The 20,934-nt window shown below is 32.7% G+C and carries 14 protein-coding genes and 1 pseudogene; 11 read left to right on the plus strand and 4 right to left on the minus strand.

Annotation, left to right across the window (positions count from 1 at the left end; translation table 11 throughout):
* Positions 1-2: 2 nt before the first annotated feature.
* Together X927_RS02540 and X927_RS02545 are read left to right on the plus strand one after the other, a co-directional pair.
* The gene (locus X927_RS02540; RefSeq protein WP_103076543.1) at positions 3-1,940 is read left to right on the plus strand and encodes an ABC transporter ATP-binding protein; all 1,938 of its coding nucleotides are present in this window, start codon (positions 3-5) and stop codon (positions 1,938-1,940) included.
* A gap of 33 nt (positions 1,941-1,973) precedes the next feature.
* The gene (locus X927_RS02545; protein ID WP_103076544.1) at positions 1,974-2,750 is read left to right on the plus strand and encodes an alpha/beta hydrolase; all 777 of its coding nucleotides are present in this window, start codon (positions 1,974-1,976) and stop codon (positions 2,748-2,750) included.
* 27 nt (positions 2,751-2,777) lie between these two features.
* Here the strand turns inward: X927_RS02545 and uvrA are convergent, their stop codons facing one another.
* The gene (gene uvrA / locus X927_RS02550; RefSeq protein WP_103076545.1) at positions 2,778-5,624 is read right to left on the minus strand and encodes an excinuclease ABC subunit UvrA; all 2,847 of its coding nucleotides are present in this window, start codon (positions 5,622-5,624) and stop codon (positions 2,778-2,780) included.
* A 315-nt stretch (positions 5,625-5,939) separates the two neighbouring features.
* Here uvrA and wecB (X927_RS02555) point away from each other — a divergent pair, with 315 nt between their 5' ends.
* Complete coding sequence (wecB, locus tag X927_RS02555; RefSeq protein ID WP_103076546.1) at positions 5,940-7,046, plus strand: non-hydrolyzing UDP-N-acetylglucosamine 2-epimerase; 1,107 nt, start codon at positions 5,940-5,942, stop codon at positions 7,044-7,046.
* Here the strand turns inward: wecB (X927_RS02555) and X927_RS02560 are convergent.
* Complete coding sequence (locus X927_RS02560) at positions 7,034-8,035, minus strand: Kiwa anti-phage protein KwaB-like domain-containing protein (RefSeq protein WP_103076547.1); 1,002 nt, start codon at positions 8,033-8,035, stop codon at positions 7,034-7,036. The genes wecB (X927_RS02555) and X927_RS02560 overlap by 13 nt on opposite strands.
* A complete protein-coding gene (locus tag X927_RS02565) occupies positions 8,032-8,547 on the minus strand; it encodes a hypothetical protein (RefSeq protein ID WP_103076548.1) in 516 nt (171 codons plus the stop codon). The genes X927_RS02560 and X927_RS02565 overlap by 4 nt, the downstream gene beginning before the upstream one ends.
* A gap of 208 nt (positions 8,548-8,755) precedes the next feature.
* On the opposite strand from X927_RS02565, the pseudogene wecB (X927_RS02570) reads away from it, so the two are divergent.
* The 4 genes and pseudogenes from wecB (X927_RS02570) (at position 8,756) to aglA (ending at position 13,833) form a co-directional block, all read left to right on the plus strand.
* Positions 8,756-9,823: pseudogene (gene wecB, locus X927_RS02570) on the plus strand (non-hydrolyzing UDP-N-acetylglucosamine 2-epimerase).
* A gap of 123 nt (positions 9,824-9,946) precedes the next feature.
* A complete protein-coding gene (locus tag X927_RS02575) occupies positions 9,947-11,056 on the plus strand; it encodes a glycosyltransferase (protein ID WP_103076549.1) in 1,110 nt (369 codons plus the stop codon).
* 298 nt (positions 11,057-11,354) lie between these two features.
* Entirely contained in the window at positions 11,355-12,344 is a 990-nt protein-coding gene (locus X927_RS02580) for a LacI family DNA-binding transcriptional regulator (protein WP_169925104.1), read from the plus strand.
* 31 nt (positions 12,345-12,375) lie between these two features.
* Complete coding sequence (gene aglA / locus X927_RS02585; RefSeq protein WP_103076551.1) at positions 12,376-13,833, plus strand: alpha-glucosidase AglA; 1,458 nt, start codon at positions 12,376-12,378, stop codon at positions 13,831-13,833.
* A 30-nt stretch (positions 13,834-13,863) separates the two neighbouring features.
* On the opposite strand, the gene X927_RS02590 is transcribed toward aglA, so the two are convergent.
* Positions 13,864-14,613 carry a DeoR/GlpR family DNA-binding transcription regulator gene (locus tag X927_RS02590; protein WP_103076552.1) on the minus strand — a complete coding sequence of 250 codons (750 nt, stop codon included), beginning with the start codon at positions 14,611-14,613 and terminating at the stop codon, positions 13,864-13,866.
* A gap of 278 nt (positions 14,614-14,891) precedes the next feature.
* Here X927_RS02590 and X927_RS02595 point away from each other — a divergent pair, with 278 nt between their 5' ends.
* The 4 genes from X927_RS02595 (at position 14,892) to X927_RS02610 (ending at position 20,918) form a co-directional block, all read left to right on the plus strand.
* Positions 14,892-15,536, plus strand: a complete 645-nt coding sequence (locus X927_RS02595) for a class II aldolase/adducin family protein (protein ID WP_103076553.1) — start codon at positions 14,892-14,894, stop codon at positions 15,534-15,536.
* Complete coding sequence (locus X927_RS02600; protein WP_169925105.1) at positions 15,536-16,690, plus strand: TIM barrel protein; 1,155 nt, start codon at positions 15,536-15,538, stop codon at positions 16,688-16,690. The genes X927_RS02595 and X927_RS02600 overlap by 1 nt, the downstream gene beginning before the upstream one ends.
* Positions 16,691-16,758: 68 nt before the next feature.
* A complete protein-coding gene (locus tag X927_RS02605) occupies positions 16,759-19,443 on the plus strand; it encodes an alpha-L-rhamnosidase (RefSeq protein ID WP_103076555.1) in 2,685 nt (894 codons plus the stop codon).
* Between the two features lie 188 nt (positions 19,444-19,631).
* Entirely contained in the window at positions 19,632-20,918 is a 1,287-nt protein-coding gene (locus tag X927_RS02610) for a nickel-dependent lactate racemase family protein (protein ID WP_103076556.1), read from the plus strand.
* Positions 20,919-20,934 lie beyond the last annotated feature (16 nt).

A 20,934-nucleotide genomic window follows, 5' to 3' on the forward strand; every position in this document is an offset into this window, starting at 1 on the left:
CAATGGCTTCAGTTCATGAAGAAATATTTTTAGAAGAAAAAGAAAAAAGCGAAGGCGATCTCAAAACCTTCATGAGGTTGTGGGTGTACATAAAGAAATACAAGTTATTACTATTTTTGACCTTTTTAACTTTGGCGATAGCAACGATAATAGAGCTATCCTTACCTATTTTTATACGATACGGGATTGATAACGTAATAAATGTAGAGTATTCATTTGATATGGTCCCTGGGAGTGAATTGCAATTTATTGAACAGGAAAACGGAGCCTATAATCTAGAGAAAAGAGACAACAATTATTATATGGTTAACAATCAAACAGGTGAAAGAATACAAGTCTCAGGGGAGCAGTATTCCCAATACTTTGACGCAGCCTATCGAAAAATCCATGTGTTTAGCCTAATTTTTATATCAGTACTTATGGGACAATTTGTTTTAAATTACGGTCAAGTTTTCTTTGCTAATTTAGTTGGTCAAAAGGTTATTTTTCATCTGAGGAAAGATTTATTTGGTCATATATTAAAACTCAAATATACATTTTTTGAAAAAAATCCTCCGGGCAAAGTTACAACACGTGTGGTTAATGACTCCCAAAATCTTTCAGATTTCTTCAGTGAGGTTGTAACAAGTTTACTCAAAGATATAGCTATAATAACTGGTGTAATCATTTTAATGATGGTGTTAGACTTCAAACTGAGCCTATATACGATGTCTATGTTCCCAGTTATCGTTGTTTCAGTTGTTTTATTCAGGCATTTTGATAGAAAGGCTTACGACAAGGTTAGAACCAGAATATCGGCTCTAAATTCCTACTTAGCCGAAAATCTATCTGGAAGCAATGTTACAAGATTATTCAACCAAGAAGAGAGAAAGAAAAAGGAATTCGATTATATGAGTACCAAGGTATATCGTGCAAATGTGCAGCAATTGCACGTATTTGCAATCTTTAGACCCTTAATGAGTCTTTTACAGTATTTCACAATTAGCGTTTTACTTTGGTTTGGTTCTTTGTTATTAACTGATGGGCAGACAACCTTTGGAACTATCTATGCCTTCACTTCTTATGTAGATATGTTCTTTAGACCTCTGTTCGACCTGGCAGAAAAATATGACATAATGCAGAATGCATTCGCATCAGCTGGAAAAATTTTTAAGATATTCGATCAAGAACAGGAAGATTTTGGAAGGAAAAAATATACAAGTATTCAAGAGGGCAAAGTTGAATTTCAAAACGTTAAATTCTCGTACGATGGAAATACAGAAGTCTTAAAAGGCGTAAATTTCAAGATAAATCCCAATGAAAGAGTAGCCATAGTTGGGGAAACAGGTTCAGGAAAAACTACAATAATTAAATTGATAAGTGGCCTTTACAAATATCAAAGTGGTAAAATACTTTTAGACGATAAAGAATTATATGAATACGATCTCAACGAATTACGTAAAAAAATTGCTGTTGTACCTCAAGATGTATTCTTGTTCTCCGGAACTATTTTAGATAATATGAGATTATTTAACCAAGACATTCCCGAGGAAGAAGTAAAAAAGGTTGCAAAATCTGTATATGCAGATGAAATTATCTCTCGTTTGCCCCAAAATTATTATACAGTCATCACAGAAAGAGGTGGAACTTTATCATCTGGCGAAAGACAATTGGTAGCCTTAACTAGGGCGGTACTTTTTAATTCAAAAGTTATAATTTTAGATGAAGCAACAGCTAACGTCGATGTCGAAACTGAATTTCTAATACAACAAGCTCTAAATAAAATATCTGAACGTTCAACTATAATTTCGATTGCACACAGACTTTCAACCGTAAAAAACTCTAACAGAATAATAGTCGTTCACAAAGGTTTAGTTGTTGAAGAAGGAAGTCATGAAGAACTTATCAACAACCACGGAATTTACTATGACCTTTATAGGCTACAATTTGAGAATAACTGATAATTATCAGGCTTTTTAAGGGGGGTACATATTTTGAGTTTCTTCGATAAAATACCAACAAGCACATCTGTCTCACCAATATCAAAGGAGCTTTATTTAAAAAATGATTCAAATATTGCCGTGTTAATTCTACATGGTTACACAGGTTCTCCTCATGATATGTATTACATAGGTAGACAGATTCACAAATCTGGTTTTTCTATATACATACCTAGACTCCCGGGACACGGAACCAATTCCAACGATTTTTTAAACTCTAATTGGAGAGATTGGCTCAGAAAATCAGTAGATTCTTACCTTGACTTAAAAGCCTACCACAAAAAAGTCTATATTTTAGGTCTTTCCATGGGAGGTGTATTAACAACTCTCTTAGCAAGTAAATTCCATCCAGAAAAAATTGTTTTAGCTGCTCCTGCACTAAAAGCAAAAGATCGGAGAATAAATTTAACTCCATTCTTTGGATTTATTGTTAAGAAAATAAAAAAGAAGAATCCTCAAACATTCGATGACGAAAAGCTCGATTATCTTGCCAGTCAATACTGGAATTATGACTGGCCTTCGAAGGCAGCAGATCTTTACAAACTACAAAAAATGGCTCTTAAAAACCTTTCAAAAGTTACATCTAAAACTTATGTAATACTATCAAAAAAAGACGAAGCAGTTCCTTTTTCGGTAAAAGAAATTATAGAAAACAATATTAAAGGAAAAACCGAATTTCTGATATTGGAAGAAAGCAGGCACGTAGTTGTAAACGATATCGAAAAAGAAAAAGTGGCAGAACAGACTATAAATTGGCTTAAGAAAGAATAGTTATTGTACAAAACAACACAATTATTTTTACTTTGAAATTCTTTCTTTTGATAAAACTTGTTGCAAATAGTAACCGGTGTAAGTACCACTCTCAGCTACTTCTTCTGGGGTGCCTGTAGCTACAATGTAGCCCCCATTTTCTCCACCTTCTGGTCCCAAGTCTATAATGTAATCTGCATTTTTTATAATGTCCATCTCGTGTTCTATTACTATAACAGTATTACCCTTTTCAACGAGAATATTGAGAACTTTTATTAATTTTTTTATATCTTCAAAATGAAGACCTGTCGTAGGTTCATCGAGTATATAAACCGTATTACCGGTGGATTTCTTTCTCAACTCAGAAGTTAATTTGATCCTTTGAGCTTCTCCACCAGAAAGGGTAGTGGCAGACTGACCCAATCTTATGTATCCCAAACCCACATCTTGCAATAGCTGTAGAACATTTTTTATTAATGGTAAATTCTTGAAAAAGTCCAAAGCTTCATCCACAGTCATATCTAAAACATCAGAAATATTTTTACCTTTGTAAGTAACCTTTAGTGTCTCTTTGTTGTACCTTTTTCCTTTACATACATCACAAGTTACATACACATCAGGTAGAAATTGCATCTCGATCTTCAAAACCCCATGACCTTTACACGCTTCACACCTTCCACCCTTAACGTTGAAGGAAAACCTTCCCTTATCGTATCCTCTAATCTTAGCCTCAGGTGTTGCAGCGAACAGTTCACGAATATAATCGAATACTCCAGTATATGTAGCTGGGTTACTTCTTGGAGTTCTACCAATAGGGCTTTGATCTATAGAAATCACACTATCTATATATTCTAAGCCTTCGATCTTTTCATATTCTCCCGGTCTCACTCTGGAATTGTAAAGCTCTTTTTGCAAAGCCGGATACAATGTATCCATAATCAGCGAAGATTTACCAGAACCTGAAACTCCGGTTATAACTACAAACTTCCCTAAGGGAATCTCAACCGTGACATTTTTCAGATTATTATGTTTGGCACCGATTATCTTTAAACTACTGTTCTTTTCAACTCTCTTTTTATCAAGTATATTTATTCTTTTTTCTCCTCTTAAATACTTCCCTGTAAGAGACCCATTAGAATTCTCTAACAAGTTACTAGTAGGACCTTGAAAGATAACTCTTCCTCCATTGACTCCAGCCCCAAGTCCGAGATCTATTATATAATCAGAAGATCTAATAACGTTCTCGTCATGTTCGACAACTATTACCGTATTATCGAGGTCTCTCAACTTTTTTAAAGTATTTATAAGCCTATCGTTGTCTCTTTGGTGAAGCCCTATAGTCGGTTCATCCAGAACATATGTTACACCTGTCAACCCCGATCCTATCTGTGTAGCCAATCTAACCCTCTGAGACTCTCCACCAGAAAGAGTTGTCGCATTTCTTCCAAGTGTCAAATAATCAAGTCCTACATCGACCAAAAAAGTTAACCTTCTATTTATTTCTCTAAGAAGTTCGTGGGCAATTTCCATTTCAAAATCACTTAGTTTTAATGCATCAAAGAAAAGTTTTAGTTCACTAATTGGCATTTCTGTCAAATCGTATATACTATATCCATCTATCCTAACGCTTAATGCTTCTTCCCTCAATCTTTTACCATTACAGGCTTGACATGTCTTTTGAATCATGAAATTTCTTTCGATCCATTCCTTTATTTCCCGCGAATCTGTTTGCCTGTACCTTCTTTCATACCAATTCACCATCCCCTCGAACTCTCTAGTAAACTCATAACTATCTCCATTTCTTTTTGAAAAAGAAAAATCTATTTCTTTGTCAGTCCCATACAGTAAGGTATTTAAAACTTTTGAAGGCATGCTTTTTAAAGGTTTTGATGGATCCTCTCCCAAACTTCGAACAACATCTTTCATCATGCTCACCATGAAAGTGTCTTTCCCCATATTCAAAGCAGCGCCATCTTCTAAAGACTTGTTTATATCAAATATATATTCAGGTTCAACCTCCAACTTAAAACCTAATCCATGGCATTCAGAACATGCCCCATAAGGGCTATTAAATGAAAACAATTTGGGGTTAATTTCTGGAAAACTATATCCACATTTAGGGCAAGCTAGATTCTCTGAATAAGTTTGATTAGAAATGACGTTCTCATTATTATCCATTTCCCTAATTTCTACAAAGCCATCCCCTTCTTTAAGGCACAATTCAACCGCTTCGAAGATTCTCTCAAAATTATCTTTTCTCAACTTAACTCTATCAACAAGTAGGTTTATATTATGCCTATAGCTCTTTTCAAGTGAGTCTATCTCATCTAAATCGTATATCACTCCGTCAATTTCTACCCTTTTGAAACCAGAGATCTTCATATTATGGAGTTCTTTTTTAAACTCACCTTTCTTTTCCTTAGCAATTGGAGCAAAGATATATAATCTTGCATCCTCTTTAAAATTCTTAAAAATATTATCCACAATTTCGTCTACAGTAGAACTTTGCAATGGAATATTGCACTTTGGACAGTAAGCCTTACCAACCCTTGCGAACAAAACTCTAATATAATCATAAATCTCTGTGATGGTGCCTACCGTTGACCTTGGATTATGACTTACAGATTTTTGTTCAATAGCAATTGAAGGAGAGAGGCCCTCGATAAATTCAACATCGGGCTTTTTCAGATTACCTAAAAACTGCCTTGCATAGGAAGAAACAGACTCTAAATACCTTCTTTGACCTTCGGCATATATAGTATCAAGAGCTAAAGTTGATTTCCCTGAACCTGATAAGCCGGTAATGACTGAAAGGGTATTCTTAGGTATCTCAACATCTATATTTTTTAAATTATGCTCTCTCGCACCTTTTATTCTAATCCATTTGTTATCCATACACATCCTCCTGGAAAGGCAAAAATTCACACCTTTTTTATACATTTATATTATACAATCAAAAAATTAACGCTAAAAGAATTTTATTTATCTTTTAACAAAGAAGCTCAAAGTATCTTCTATGTTAGATTAACAGGCAAAAAAACAATTACCCCTAAAACATATATTATGATATAATTACATTACATGGTGAGTTATAGGGTAGAGCTTTGCTCATCTTTTCCCTAAAAGGGTGGGGATCGGGGCAAAGGAGCGCTAACACAAGTTTTAGAGTTTCTAAAGGCATTATAAGTTAATAAAAAGGAGCTTTTTTTAATGAAAACAGCAATGATATTTGGAACGCGGCCAGAAGCAATAAAAATGGCACCATTATACAAAAAGATGAAAGAAGAAAATATGGAAGTTAAAGTAATAGCAACCGCTCAACACAGAGAAATGCTCGATCAAGTGTTGAATCTTTTTGAAATAAAACCAGACTACGACTTAAATATAATGACAAAAAACCAAACTCTACCCCAACTAACTTCAAAACTAGTTACAGAGATAGATAAAATACTAAAAATTGAACCATTCGATTACATACTAGTACAAGGGGATACAACCTCCTCATTTGTAGCAAGTCTCGTTGCTTTTTACAACAAAATACCTGTTGGCCACGTAGAAGCAGGTTTAAGAACGAACGATATATACAACCCTTTCCCAGAAGAAATGAACAGAAGACTAACAGGCACAATTGCAAAGCACCACTTTGCCTCTACCCAAAAGGCAAAAGATAACTTACTAAAAGAAGGGGTAGAAGAAAAAAACATAATAGTAACTGGGAACACAGTTATAGATGCATTACTATGGGTAAAAGAAAACAAAAATAAAGATATAGAAAAGATTAAAGAAAAGTACAACATAAAGAACAAAAAGTTTATCTTAGTAACGATGCATAGAAGGGAGAACTGGGGAAAACCGATAGAAAACGTGATGAAAGCAATAAAAAGATATCTACACGAAAACAAAGAAATGTACATAGTATTTCCAGTTCACTTAAATCCGATAGTGAGAGAAACTGTGTATAAAATACTTGGGAATGAAGAAAAAGCCATACTAATAGATCCTGTTGAATACTTAGAATTCATAGCGTTAATGGACGAAAGTTATTACATCATGACAGATTCGGGAGGGATACAAGAAGAAGCTCCCACATTGGGCAAGCCAACGCTGGTTTTAAGAGAAACAACGGAAAGACCAGAGGCAATAGAAGCAGGAACAGCAAAATTAATTGGAACACAAGAAGAAAAAGTGTATCAAGCCATGAAAGAATTAGAAACAGAAAAATATGCTCAAATGTGCAAAGCAAACAACCCTTTTGGAGATGGAAAGGCATCTCAAAGAATCGTTGAATTTTTGAAAGAAAAATATTACTCTTTATAAGGGCTATTTTCACTTGCTACCATTCTATTGCCTGACAAATCAGATCTATAATACAGTTCGTCGTAGAGTTGCAAAAAATCTTTAATAGAAGTCTCTTCGCCTAAATCAATACATTTATTACTCTCATCAAACTTAACTTTTAGATTGAAATCATCTATTATCTCCTTAACCTTTGAAAACTCAAATTTCTTATAATTACCTTTTTTTATAACCTTATAAAACCTCTTCAAATACAAAGGTTTATTTTTGATTTTCTCACTAAAATAATCGATACCTTTTAATTTAATATCCTTACCAAAAAGATTCTCCTCTCTTTTTATTCCCTCGATAACTTCATCTTTAGCCTCTTCATATTTCTTGTAAAACCCGAAATCTCTTTCAAAATAAGTCAGATTTCTAATTAAGACAGTATCTCCAACAACCATGTAATCAAAACTATTTTTAGGAATTATGAAAAGTCGTTCTTTTAAAGGTTGAATTTTACGTGCAGTAAGGGCTAAAATTCTTTTATCTTTAAAGATTTTGGAAGCTGTTAAATATTGAATACCCAACAAAAAATCATTCAACTCATTACTGTACAATTTTACTATCAGTTTGAACTTCTTAATCGTTTCCAACTCTTCATTAGAATAATTTTTTATATACTTACCTTCACGAATAATCTCAACAATATCCCCAACATCACTCACATTCTCTTTAACATCTTTTAGATACAAAAAACTCCTGTCATGAATGACTGTCTCGTACTCATCTACCTTGTTTGACTCTTTGTTGATTAAATCATTTAAAAACTCGTCAGCAGAGGCCAGAAAAATGCTCTTGAAAAAGAAGGGATCTTCATTTTTCAACCAAAATATCTCGTCTTTCTCATTTTGGATAAAAACATCCATTATGAAATCCTCTGAAGTATCTATTAACTCTCTAAGAGATTCTAAATTCTCTTTTAAAAAGATATTCTCTAAAATCTCATCCCAATTAACTTTATTCATCTCTTGCCACCCATCCCCAAATAAATATCTTTGGAAAACTCTTTTAATTTCATTCCTTCGGTTATTGACTTTGAAATCAACCAAGCGGACCGCATACTCTTTTCTCGTCCGTCCATAAGATAAACCTTGTAAATACTATAGCCAAATAAAGAAAGGACAGGGTTTATAACAATTAAATCCGTTTTTACATAAATATTGCCTACGATAAAAACGATTATGGTAAAAGAAATCAATTCTTTTATGCCACCCATATTGATAAAAGGCAAGATATAAACAAAAATATAATCCAATAATCTCACATTCTGCGATTCTACTTTCTCAAATTTAATGAACTTTTCCTCGGCATTATTCTTAGCAGAAATAAAAAGAACCAAAGAAACAACAAAAACAAAAATCGAAAAAATACTAAAAAATAAGAACAAAACGTTCCCAAAATTATTAATGGCAAAGATAACAAAAAGAGGCAGATACGAAAGCAAAAACAAAAACGATTTAAACAACGTATTGATCATACAAAAACCTCCCCAGTGAGGAAATCTATATATCTTAATAAGTCACATATTCATAATTATAACAAATAAACTTTCCTTTTAATTCTATATCTCACATTAGCTTCATGTAGAAAGCAGTTGTTTCTTATGATATAATAAATCAGAGATAATAATAACAGCAAAAGCCGTTAACTAAAATACATAATACGTTAAAAACGGAGGAACTATCATGAAACTAATCAGTTTAATAGGAGCTCGCCCACAGATAATAAAAGAAGCGATTCTAAATAAAGAATTTGAGAAAAAAGGAATAAAAGAAATCTTAGTTCATTCTGGACAACATTACGACTTCAATATGTCTGATGTGTTCTTTCAAGTTTTAAACATAAGAAAAGCTGATTACAATTTAGGCGTAGGTTCAGCAACGCATGCCTAGATGACGGCTAAGACAATGATAGAATTTGAAAAGGTCGTATTAAAAGAACATCCAGATATTATATTAGTATATGGAGATACAAATACTACATTAGCAGGAGCAATAGTTGGAGCAAAATTAAAGATCCCTGTTGCACACGTGGAAGCAGGGATAAGACAAGAACCAAAAGACATGCCTGAAGAGATAAATAGAGTATTAACGGATCATATATCGAAATACTTATTTTGCCCTTCTGAACTAGCTGTAAATAACTTAAAAAAAGAAGGTATCACTGAAGGAGTGTATTTCACAGGAGATATAATGTACGATCTCTTTTTAAAGATGAAGCCATATTTCAAAGAAGATATTATAGACAAATTGAATTTGGAAGAAAATAAATACATAGTCACTACGATTCATAGGGATTTCAACACAGACAGTAAAGAAAAACTAGAGAGTATTTTGAAAGAGTTAGACAAAATAACAAAAGAAATAAAGGTTGTTTTTCCCATACATCCAAGAACCAAAAAGAGAATAGATGAATTCAATCTTAACAAATACACAAAAAATATTCAATTGATAGAACCTCTTGATTATTTAAATATGATGGGATTGATACAAAAGAGCATTCTTGTATTAACAGACAGTGGAGGGTTGCAAAAAGAAACATACTTTGCAGAGAAAAGAACGATAGTTGTTATGCCAGACACAGGCTGGAGAGAGTTAACACAAGCAGGTTGGAATGTACTAAGTGAACCTGCGGAAATCAAAAATAAGTTTCATCATATAATGAGCAACGAAATATCTTCAAATGTAGAAAACATATACGGAGATGGAAAAACAGGGGAAAAAATAGTAAAGATAATAAAGATAATAGGATAGTAAGTCGAGTTATTTATCCTGTTTTGTAATACTATACTTTTATATAAAAACATTTACTAAATACAATTTTCCGTAGAGAATTGATAAGCTATCTAAAATATCCATTTTTGAAGGTGAAATCTTATGAAAATACTAATCATTGGTTACATGCACCCAAAATTTGACAAAAGAGTATATAGAACAGTTAAAACTCTTTCTAAAGTTCATGAGATTATTTACCAATACTGGACCAACAAGGACGAAAAAGAATATATAGATGGAAATATTGAATACATACCCATAAAAGAAATCAAAGAGACAAAAGGCAATCCATTAAAAAAGCTTATTAATAGAAGGCCTCTTGATAAAAAAATATGCGATTTGGTATCTGAAGAAAATTACGACATCTTATACATGCATCATTTTCTAGCAAGCAGACCTTTGGAGCCCTTTAAAATAGCAAAAAAAAGAAATAAAAAAGTCGTTTACGATATTCACGAATATCATCCAGAAAATTTTTTAGCAGAATTAGAAGGAATTATTGGAAATTTAAAAGCAAAAGCGGTCTGGAGGCTCTTTAAAAAGCAATTAGAACTCTCAGATCTGGCAATCTTCGTTTCAGAAGAAACAAGAAATGATGTTGTTGACAAAACGAACGTAGATAAAGAAAAAACGTATATTATACCAAATTACGCAAATTTTATTATAAAACCCGATACTCAAAAAAAGAGAAAAGAAATTGTCTTAGTTGGTAAAGTAACAAGAAAGATAGAAGATGAGAAAAAAATCCTAAAATCTTTAATCGAAAAGGGTTTTAAATTCAAGGTTATAGGAATGGATTCAAAAGAGTTTATGGACATAGCCCATGAATATACAAATTTCTTACCTTACGATGAAATGATGAATGAACTATCCAAAGCCATGTTTTCTTTAATTTCTTACAACACCGTCAAAAACAGAGATTATAAAAACGACATTTACGCTTTGCCTCACAAGTTTTATGATTCCTTAGCTGCAGGTACCCCTGTTATTGTAAAAGAGTCTTTTGTGTCAATGGCTAAACAGGTAGAAAATTTAGGCTTAGGAGTAGTTATAAATCCAGCTAACTTGGAAGAAAGTGTTGAAAAGATTACTAACGCATGCAAAAATTACGCAAGCATCATAAAAAACGTTGAAAAACATCAAAAAGAATTTATATGGAATGAAGAGAAAGAAAAGAAATTTATTGATCTGATATTTCACCTAATAAAGTAATCAATACTTTTTGGAAAAAATCTCTTTCCTTTCATATACATTTCATCGCTTAATTTCACTCCTCCCTCGAAACTTCTTCAAATAACTAAGCTTTTATTGAATTGGCTGAAAAACAAAGCTTTTACAGTATAATCAATCCTAAATCTCTTTAATCGCCTCTAATTATCTCTAATCGGATTTGATAAAATAATATAATTCTGATAAAATAAGAATACGTATTCAGAAAGTATTTAAAGTAATTCGAGTACTTCTTAGATAAATCGAATTCATGATTTTAAAGGAAATGGAGAAAATTTTTATGAAAACAATGAAAGAAATTGCCAAAATGGCTGGAGTTTCTCAATCAACTGTTTCAAGGGTGATAAATAATAATCCTAACGTCAATCCTGAAATCAAAAGAAAAGTTTTAGAATACATTAGAAAATACAATTATCAACCAAATAGAATGGCTCGAAGCCTTGTCAAAAATAAAAGCTTTCTTATTGGAATAGTACTACCCGAATTAACGAACCCTTATTTCCCAGAAATACTAGAATCCTTAGAAGAAGAAGCAAATTACTATCATTATAACATTGTTCTGTCAATCACTTATGGTAGCCTTCAAAGAGAAAAAGAACAAATAGAAATGCTTTTAAGTAGAAGAGTTGACGGATTAATCATAAATCCAACGGATCTGTCTCATGTTGAACATATAACTAAAATCAAATCAATCTTACCTACTGTTATATGTGCCCAAGATTTAGACGGTTTTGATTATGTAACGGTTGATCACTATTTGGCGGGAAAAATCGTTGCTAAATATCTAATAAATAAAGGGCACATAAACATCGGATATATTGGATATTTAAAAGATAAAAAGTTAAAAGGATTTTATGAAGAAATCATAGCTAACAATTTGAATTTTAACGAAGACAATTATCTAGTGGCTCCTGAGGAGATATCTGATTTCACAAAAAGCAGTGAAAAAAAGTTATTAACAAAAATTATAGATAATAATATAACAGCAGTCTACACTATAAACGATATTATAGCAACAAAAGTGATCAATATTTTGATAAAAAATAAAATGAAAGTTCCAGATGATGTAGCGGTAGTAGGTTTTGATAACACCATAATTTGTAATTTAACAAATCCACCGTTAACCAGCGTCGCGCAACCCACACGAGAAATCGGTAGAAAAAGCGTTGATATATTAATCAAAAAAATTGAAAAAACGAATGCACACACCGAGTATAATTTGGATCAAATTTTTCTACCACCTAGATTGGTGATAAGGAAATCCACATAATTAAAGAACTTACAAAGGAGGAAAAAGGTAAATGACAGCTATCAAGTTAGGAATTATTGGAGCAGGAAGTGCTGCATTTTCTTTGAGATTGGTTACTGACCTTTGTAAAACAAAGGGATTATCAGGAAGCCTAGTATCCTTAATGGATATAGACAAAGACAGATTGAATGCAGTACATATGCTTGCTAAAAAATTTGCAGAAGAGTTCGGAGCAGATTTGAGATTTGAAACTACAACAAACATCGAAGATGCAATAAAAGACTCAAGTTTTGTTGTAAATACAGCCCTTGTTGGAGGACACAGTTACTTTGAACAAGTAAGAAAAATTTCAGAAAAATACGGATATTACAGAGGAATAGACTCACAAGAATTCAACATGGTTTCAGATTATTACACAATAAGTAATTTCAACCAATTAAAGTTCATGCACGATGTTGCAAAAGCTATTGAAAGGATATCTCCTAAGGCATGGCTTTTGCAGGCGGCAAACCCTGTCTTCGAATTAACTAATTTAATAACAAGAACGGTCCCCATAAACATGGTTGGAATATGCCATGGACATCATGGAGTAGACCATATAATTGAAAAATTAGGTTTAGATGCGGAAAAAGTCGAATGGCAAGTAGCAGGTGTAAACCATGGAATATGGTTAACAAAATTCATGTACGAAGGAAAAGATGCCTATCCACTCATTGATGAACTATTAGAAAAAGAGGTTAAAAATTTCAAACCCACCAATCCATTCGACGATCAACTCTCTCCCGTTGCAAAAGATATGTATGAATTCTATGGAAAAATGCCCATTGGAGACACAGTCAGGAACGGAAGTTGGAAATACCATTACAACCTTGAAACAAAGAAAAAATGGTTTGGAGAGCCATGGGGAGGCGTTGATTCAGAATTAGGATGGAAATGGTATCAAGACAGACAAGCAGAGATTGCATTAGCAATGCAAAAAGTTGCCAAATATTTCCAAGAGAATAAAAACGCCAAATTACTTTCAAAAGATTCACTCAACGAGATAATCTCTCAAACCAAAAACGATGTAAAAGAAGAATTCACAAAAGAAATATACAGCTTGTTAGATCCGCAAAAGAAAAGCGGTGAACAACATATATTGTTAGCAAATGCCTTATTAAACGATGAAAAAGTAGATCTTGTTCTCAATTTACCGAATAATGGTACTATACCTGGCATTCCAGACGATGTAGCCGTCGAAATTCCTGTGTATGCAGACAAAGATGGAATCCATCGTTACAAAATAGATCCGCCATTTCCAGAAAGAATTAAAAAGATGTACTTATACCCAAGAATTATGAGGATGGAATGGGCATTAGAAGCATTCCTAACTGGAGATAAAAAAGTACTCGAAGAATTCTTGATCAGAGATCCACGTACAAAATCTTACGACCAGGTAGTAAAAGTTATCGATGAAATTCTTGCATTGCCAGGTAACGAAGAAATGAGGAAGCACTACAGCAAAAAATAGTTTATTTTAGGGGGCAAATGCCCCCTTTATTTAATAAACAAACCTATCTGCAAAGATTTTGTATAAATTCTCGTTATAAGTGTCAGTGATAAATTTATCTATTTCTTCTATTTCAAATGTTTTCATTATTGATTTTTTACCAAACTTAGAACTATCGACAAGCATATATATTTCATTACAATTTTCTCCCACAATCTTTTTGATACTTGCACTTTGTGGAAGATGCTCAAATGCGCCTTCTTCAAAAGAAAAAGCGCTACAAGAAAAAAAGGCTTTTTCTACACGGATTTCTTTCATCATATTCTCGGGGATAACACCAGTAGTTACACCATTTTTGTTATCTAAAGTTCCACCCGCAACTACAACATTGTGAGTAGGATTCTCACTGAGTGCCAATGCGGTGTACAGATTATTAGTCACAATGTTTAAAAACTCTTTTTTTTGAGCTATCTTCTGAGCTAAAATATAAGAAGTACTACTAGCATCCAAAAACAATGTTGAATCTCGATTTATGAATTTTAAAGCTAACTCAGCAATCTTTTCCTTTTTATCCTGATTAAGCTTCATTCTCTCAAAAAATCGAGCTTCGGATAAACTATTTTTCTTGATTCTTATGCCTCCGTAGAATTTCTCAATTAGTCCTTTTTTATAAAGCTCTGAAATATCTCTTCTCAAAGTTACCATAGATACATCCAACTCTTCCGCCAAATCTTCTATATTAACAGATTTTTCTCTCTCTAAAATTTCTAAAATTTTATCCTGCCTCATAACTTTTGTCATTAAAATCACTCTCCATCGATGTCTTATATAAATATTTTTAAAGAAAAATTAAAAAGTTTAAAATCATGCAAGAAATCCGATTACGGTCGATTATAATGAATTATTTGCGAATAACTCAAAAAAACTTTGATTATGTTAGTTTTGTATTTAGCAAAATTACTGATATACTATGTTGAAATTATATCATAATATTATCATAGAATGATCATATTTTACAAAAATATAATATTAAATTTAGAAATATCAATTCTAAAAATAAAAACACAGGAGGCTACAAAATGTTAGAAGACCAATTAAAAAAAGAAGTTGCAGAATTTGCAAAATTAGTATGGGACAGAAAACTGACGGATGGAACGGGCGGAAATATGAGTATAAAATATGGAGACAAAATATATATCACTCCAACATCAACTATAAAACACTTTTTAACAGAGAAAGATATCATCACCATAGATAAAAACGGGAACAAAATCGACGGACTTAAAGAACCTTCTTCAGAAAGAAAAATGCATATAAAAATATACGAAAAAGCAAATGATGTAAACGCAATTATTCATGCTCACTCAATATACGCTACCTCTTTTGCAATTACTTTTGAGAAATTACCAATAAACGCTCTTCCAGAATCTTCTTTAGTATTGGATCCGATAACCTATATACCATATCAAATGCCTGGAACCCAGGAATTTGCAGATGCTTTTAATGAAGGTTTAGAAAAAGGATCTCGTGTATTCGTTCTCCAAAACCATGGTGTTACCGTTGCAGGAAAAGACATGAGTGAAGCCTATGTAAAACTGGAAACTTTAGAATTCCTTGCTCAAGTTTCATTCATTTCAAAACTTTATTCTAATGTGAATGAAATACCAGAAGAAAAAATAACTGCATTCAAAGAATTTTTCAGAAGAAACAAGGAGGAACAATGATGGAGTTAATTGAGATAAAAGAAAAAATAAAAAATTTTAAAGTAGAAGTCCCCTCATGGGGGTTTGGAAAATCTGGAACAAGATTTCATGCTTTTCATATTCCTGGTGAAGCCAGAAATGTTTATGAAAAAATTGATGACGCTGCATTTGTAAACAAAATAACCGATGCTGTATCTGCTGTTGCAATACATATACCGTGGGACAAAGTTGAAGATTATAAGGTTTTAAAAGAGTACGCAGAAGAAAAAGGGGTAAAAATAGGTGCAGTAAATCCAAATTATTTTGAAGACGAAGACTACCTATTTGGTTCACTAAGTAATTCTAACTTAAAAATAAGGCAAAAAGCTATTGATCAAACCTTTGAATGTATAGAAATAATGAAACAAACAAATTCAAAAATTTTATCCATGTGGATCCCAGATGGTTCTAATTATCCTGGACAGATTGATTTCAATAAATCTTTTGAATTACTGGAAGATTCATTAAAACAAATTACAAAACATTTAGAAAAAGATATGACTATGCTTTTAGAATATAAATTCTTTGAACCTGCCTTTTATTCAACACTACTATTCGATTGGGGAACTTCATATATGTTGTCGAAAGAATTAGGTGAAAATGTGAAGGTACTTGTTGATTTAGGCCATCATCCCCAAGGAACGAACATTGAATTTATAGTTTCTTTGTTATCTCAAAAAAATAAGTTAGGTGGATTTCACTTCAATTCAAGAAAATACGCAGATGATGATTTAACTGTTGGTTCTCTCAATCCATATGAATTATTTCTAATCTTCGTTGAGCTCAACAAATTTTTTGATCTTTCTGCAGAAAGTCAAAACCAAAAAATCAGCTTGGTATTAGATCAAAGTCACAATGTAAAACCAAAAATCCTTGCTGTGGTACAGTCCTTAAATAATCTACAAATCACCTATGCAAAGTCTCTACTAGTGGATTATGAAAAATTGAAACAAGCTCAAGAAAATCATGACGTTGTAGCGTCAGAAGAGACTTTAAAAGAAGCCTATGAAACAGATGTAAGGGAAATCTTAAGGGAGGTGAGAAAAGAAAAAGGATTACCTGAGGATACAATAAAATACGTAAAGGAGTGTGATGAGTACTGGAAAATGGTAAGGGAAAGAGAATCGGCATATTAAATTGATTTGTTAGCCATCTGAGAGAAATAGGATAAAAACATTTTTTTGTATCAAAAGGAGAAACCAATATGAAAATTGATGTTAGAAATATGTATACAACATACGCTATAAATCCGTTAGCCTTAAAAGATACAAGGCCCAGGCTGTCGTGGGTAGTTGAAACCAGTGAAAGGAGAAAAAAACAAAGTGCCTATCGAGTTTTAGTATCATCATCTCAACAACTCATTGAACAAGATGAAGGAAATATATGGGATACTCATAAAATCGAAAGTGAAGATAATTACTGCTACTATAGCGGTGAAGAATTGGAAAGTTTCAAAAGGTATTACTGGAAAGTTAAAATATGGGATGAAAAAGGAGAGGAAAGCAATTGGAGTAAAGTATCTTTTTTTGAAACAGGACCTTTGAACAAAAGTGATTGGAAAGCAAAATGGATTACAAAAAAAGATTTAAAAACCTTCTATTCTGCAGGTGATTTTAGCACAGAAAAATTCAAACATTACCATGCTGGGTATTTTAGAAAAACATTTGAAATTAAAAATGAGGTACAGAGTGCTAGAGCATATATTAGCGGGCTAGGGGTCTATGAACTTTATCTAAATGGAGAAAAAGTAGGAAATAATGTTCTTGACCCTGGACAATCAGAATATTCCAAAGAAGCTTTGTTTAATGTTTACGATATTACTTCCTTTCTTAAAAGGCAGAATTGTATAGGAGTGATTTTAGGTAACGGAAGACATTTGGAACAATTTGGATATTCGAAACCAAAACTTATAACTCAAATATTGATCGAATACGTAAATGGAGAAAAAGAATATATATTAAGTGATGAAAGTTGGGGTTCATCTCATGGACCATTACAGGAAAATGGAATATATTACGGTGAAAAATACGACGGAACATTAGAAATGCCAGGTTGGTGCACTTACCAGTTTGATGCTTCAAATTGGGAAGAAGTAGAAGTTACAGAAGGCCCAAATTTGAGATACCAAAATATGCCACCAATTAGAGTCACAAAAATTCTCAAACCCATAAAAATGTACACCTTAAAACCAGGTGTATTCGTATATGATTTTGGTCAGAACTTTACGGGTTGGGTAAAAATTAATGTATCTGGTCCTAAAGGTACGCAATTAAAACTAAGACATAGCGAACTAGTCAATGAAGATGGCTCTTTAAAAACTAATACACTTCGTAAAGCTGAAGCTACAGATATATATATCCTAAAAGGCGAAGGTAAAGAAAGCTACGAACCACGATTCACTTACCATGGTTTTAGATATGTGGAAGTAAGCGGATCCCCATTTGTTCCTACAATAGAAAATATAGAAGGACGCTTTATTCATTCGGATGTAGAAAAGGTTGGTGATTTTTACTGTTCAAATGAACTTATAAATAAAATCCATAAAAATATATTGTGGGGACAATTGAGTAACCTACATAGTATTCCCACAGATTGCCCTCAGCGAGACGAAAGATTTGGATGGATGGGAGATGCACAATTATCTGCGGAAGAAGCGATATACAATTTTGATATGAGCCTTTTTTATGAAAATTATCTTCAAGAGATAAAATTATCACAAAAAGAGGATGGCTCAATTTCTGACGTTGTACCCGCCTATATAAAACTTTATCCGGCAGATCCCGCATGGGGAACAGCTTACATAACGATAGCTTGGTACTTGTATAAATACTATAAAAATGAAAAAGTTTTGTCAGATCACTACGAATCTATGAAAAAGTACGTAGAGCTTTTACATAAGAGTAGTGAAAACAATTTGCTAAAAAAATTGGGCAAATTTGGTGATTGGTGCCCTCCAGGAGCTATATCTCCTAAAAAGACCACTGTAGAGTTTACTTCAACATGGTACTACTACAATGACGTTTACCTCTTTTCAAAAATTGCTGAGGTTTTAGGAAAAGAAAAAGATGCTCAACATTACTTTGAATTATCTAAAAACATTAAAAAATCTTTTAATGACTACTTTCTTAAAGATTATGGTTACGAAAGTAGAATGTTTGGACCGGTAGATCGATTAATTTCTCAAACATCTCAAATTCTTCCTTTATACTATAACATGGTTCCGAATGATAAAAAAGAATTTATTTTAGAGAAATTGATAAACAATATTGTAGAGCATCAGGATTCTCACCTAGATACAGGAATAGTGGGAACAAGGTATTTATTCGATGTACTGAGTGAGAATGGATACTCAGACCTCGCATTTAGAATAGCAACTCAAGAAAGCTATCCCAGCTGGGGATACATGATTAAAGAAGGCGCAACAACCGTTTGGGAGAGGTGGGAAAAGTTAGAAGCTGGAGGAATGAACTCACAAAATCATATTATGTTAGGTTCTGTAGATACCTTTTTTTACAAATATTTGGCTGGAATATCTTTAGAAAAAGATGGCTGGAAAAAAGCTAGAATCAAACCACATTTAGTTGGAGAAGAAAAATTTGCCTCAGCTAAAATTAAAACAATAATAGGCGAATTTCAGGTTTCATGGGAAAAGGGAGAAAATTTATTTAAACTCTCAGTAGTAATACCTTTTGGAACGGAAGCTGATTTATTTATCCCCAAATTATGGAATGAATTTAACTTGAAAGAAGAAAGAGAATTATTGTTTGACAACGAACAAATTAAAGATTTTAAAGAAAGAAATAATATTAAACTAAAAGAGTATAATGAAGAAAATGTAATCTTAAATTTAGGTAGTGGTCAATATTACTTTGAATTAGAAAAGAAATAACGTTTTTACCCCTTTTGAATACGATGATTTAGAGAAAAATGTCACTCATTCAACAGCCCAAGGAGTTAAAATAGAAGGTATTAAAAATGAGAAGATACAAACTATTTTTAAATGGTAAATTTGTAGAGTCAGGTATAAAGCGACAGTTTTAGCAAATTGTACCCAAATAACTTTGAAGGTGTGAAAAAATGAAAGTTAAAATTCCCTACGGTAAAGAAAAAAAGATCTTAGATTTAGATAAACATTTAAATGTTTCTTTATTAAAAAAGCGGGAATTTAGAGGCTTAGGGGATGCTTTTGACATTGAGATGATAAAATCGTTAGGTCTTCCTTTTGGCACCCCTTCTCTTACAACCATAGCTAAGAGGAAAAAGAACTGCTGTATAGTTATTTCTGACACCACAAGGCCCGTGCCAAATTCTCTTATTTTGCCCTATATAATCTTTGATTTGAGGTTTGCTGGCATTAAAAAGGAGAATATAACAATCTTAATCGCAAATGGTTCACATGAACCAGTCCCAGAAAGTATGTTTGAAGAATTAGTTGGTAAAGAAGTTTTGGATGAAAATATAAAAATAATTAATCACGACGCTTACGATGATACTCAATTGAAGAAGATTGGAGAAACTTCTTCTGGTTGTCCTGCCATTGTGAATAAAAAATATTTAGAAGCGGACTTAAAAATCTGTACAGGTTTAATAGAGCCTCATTTTATGGCAGGATATTCAGGGGGAAGAAAATCAATCTGCCCAGGAATAGTTGGCATTGAAACCTTGAAAGTATTTCATGGCGTTAAGGCGATGGGAGATCCAAATTCAAAAAGTTGTCAGTTAGAAAATAACCCTGTTGATAAGATGGCTAGAGAAGTAGCTATGATGGCTGGTTGTGATTTCATAGTAAATGTTTCTTTAAACGCCAAAAAAGAAGTGACCGGGATTTATGCAGGTGATATCTTTCAAGCTCACGAAGTAGGTTGTAGAATGGTAGCATATGATTCAATAGTGAAAATAGAGGAACCTGTGGATATAGTGATAACATCAAATGCTGGGTACCCTTTAGACCAAAACTTTTATCAAACCGTTAAAGGCTTGGTAGAAGCTTCAGAGATTCTAAAACCTGATGGAGTTATAATAATGGCTTCTAAATGCGAAAAAGGTATCGGGAAAAAAGAGTTTAAAGAATTGCTTTTAGAAGTAAAAGAAAAAGGAATAAAAGAATTTTTAAAAAGCCATGATTCTCCTGAAACTTTCAAAAGTGATCAATGGGAGGTACAAAAGTTAACTCAAGTATTAGAAAAAACAAAAAACATTTTCATGTTGTCATCGTTGGATGAGGAAGAGTACAAGTATACTTTTTCAACTAAAATCAACAGTTTAGAAGAAGGATTAAAAAACGCTTTAAAATTAAAAGGGCACGGCGCCAAGATAGCGGTAATTCCTCAAGGACCTTATGTTGTTGGAAAGATAAAAAATTGAAAAGGAGCCATCTTTA

The sequence above is a fragment of the Petrotoga mexicana DSM 14811 genome, assembly GCF_002895565.1.
Lineage (GTDB): Bacteria > Thermotogota > Thermotogae > Petrotogales > Petrotogaceae > Petrotoga > Petrotoga mexicana.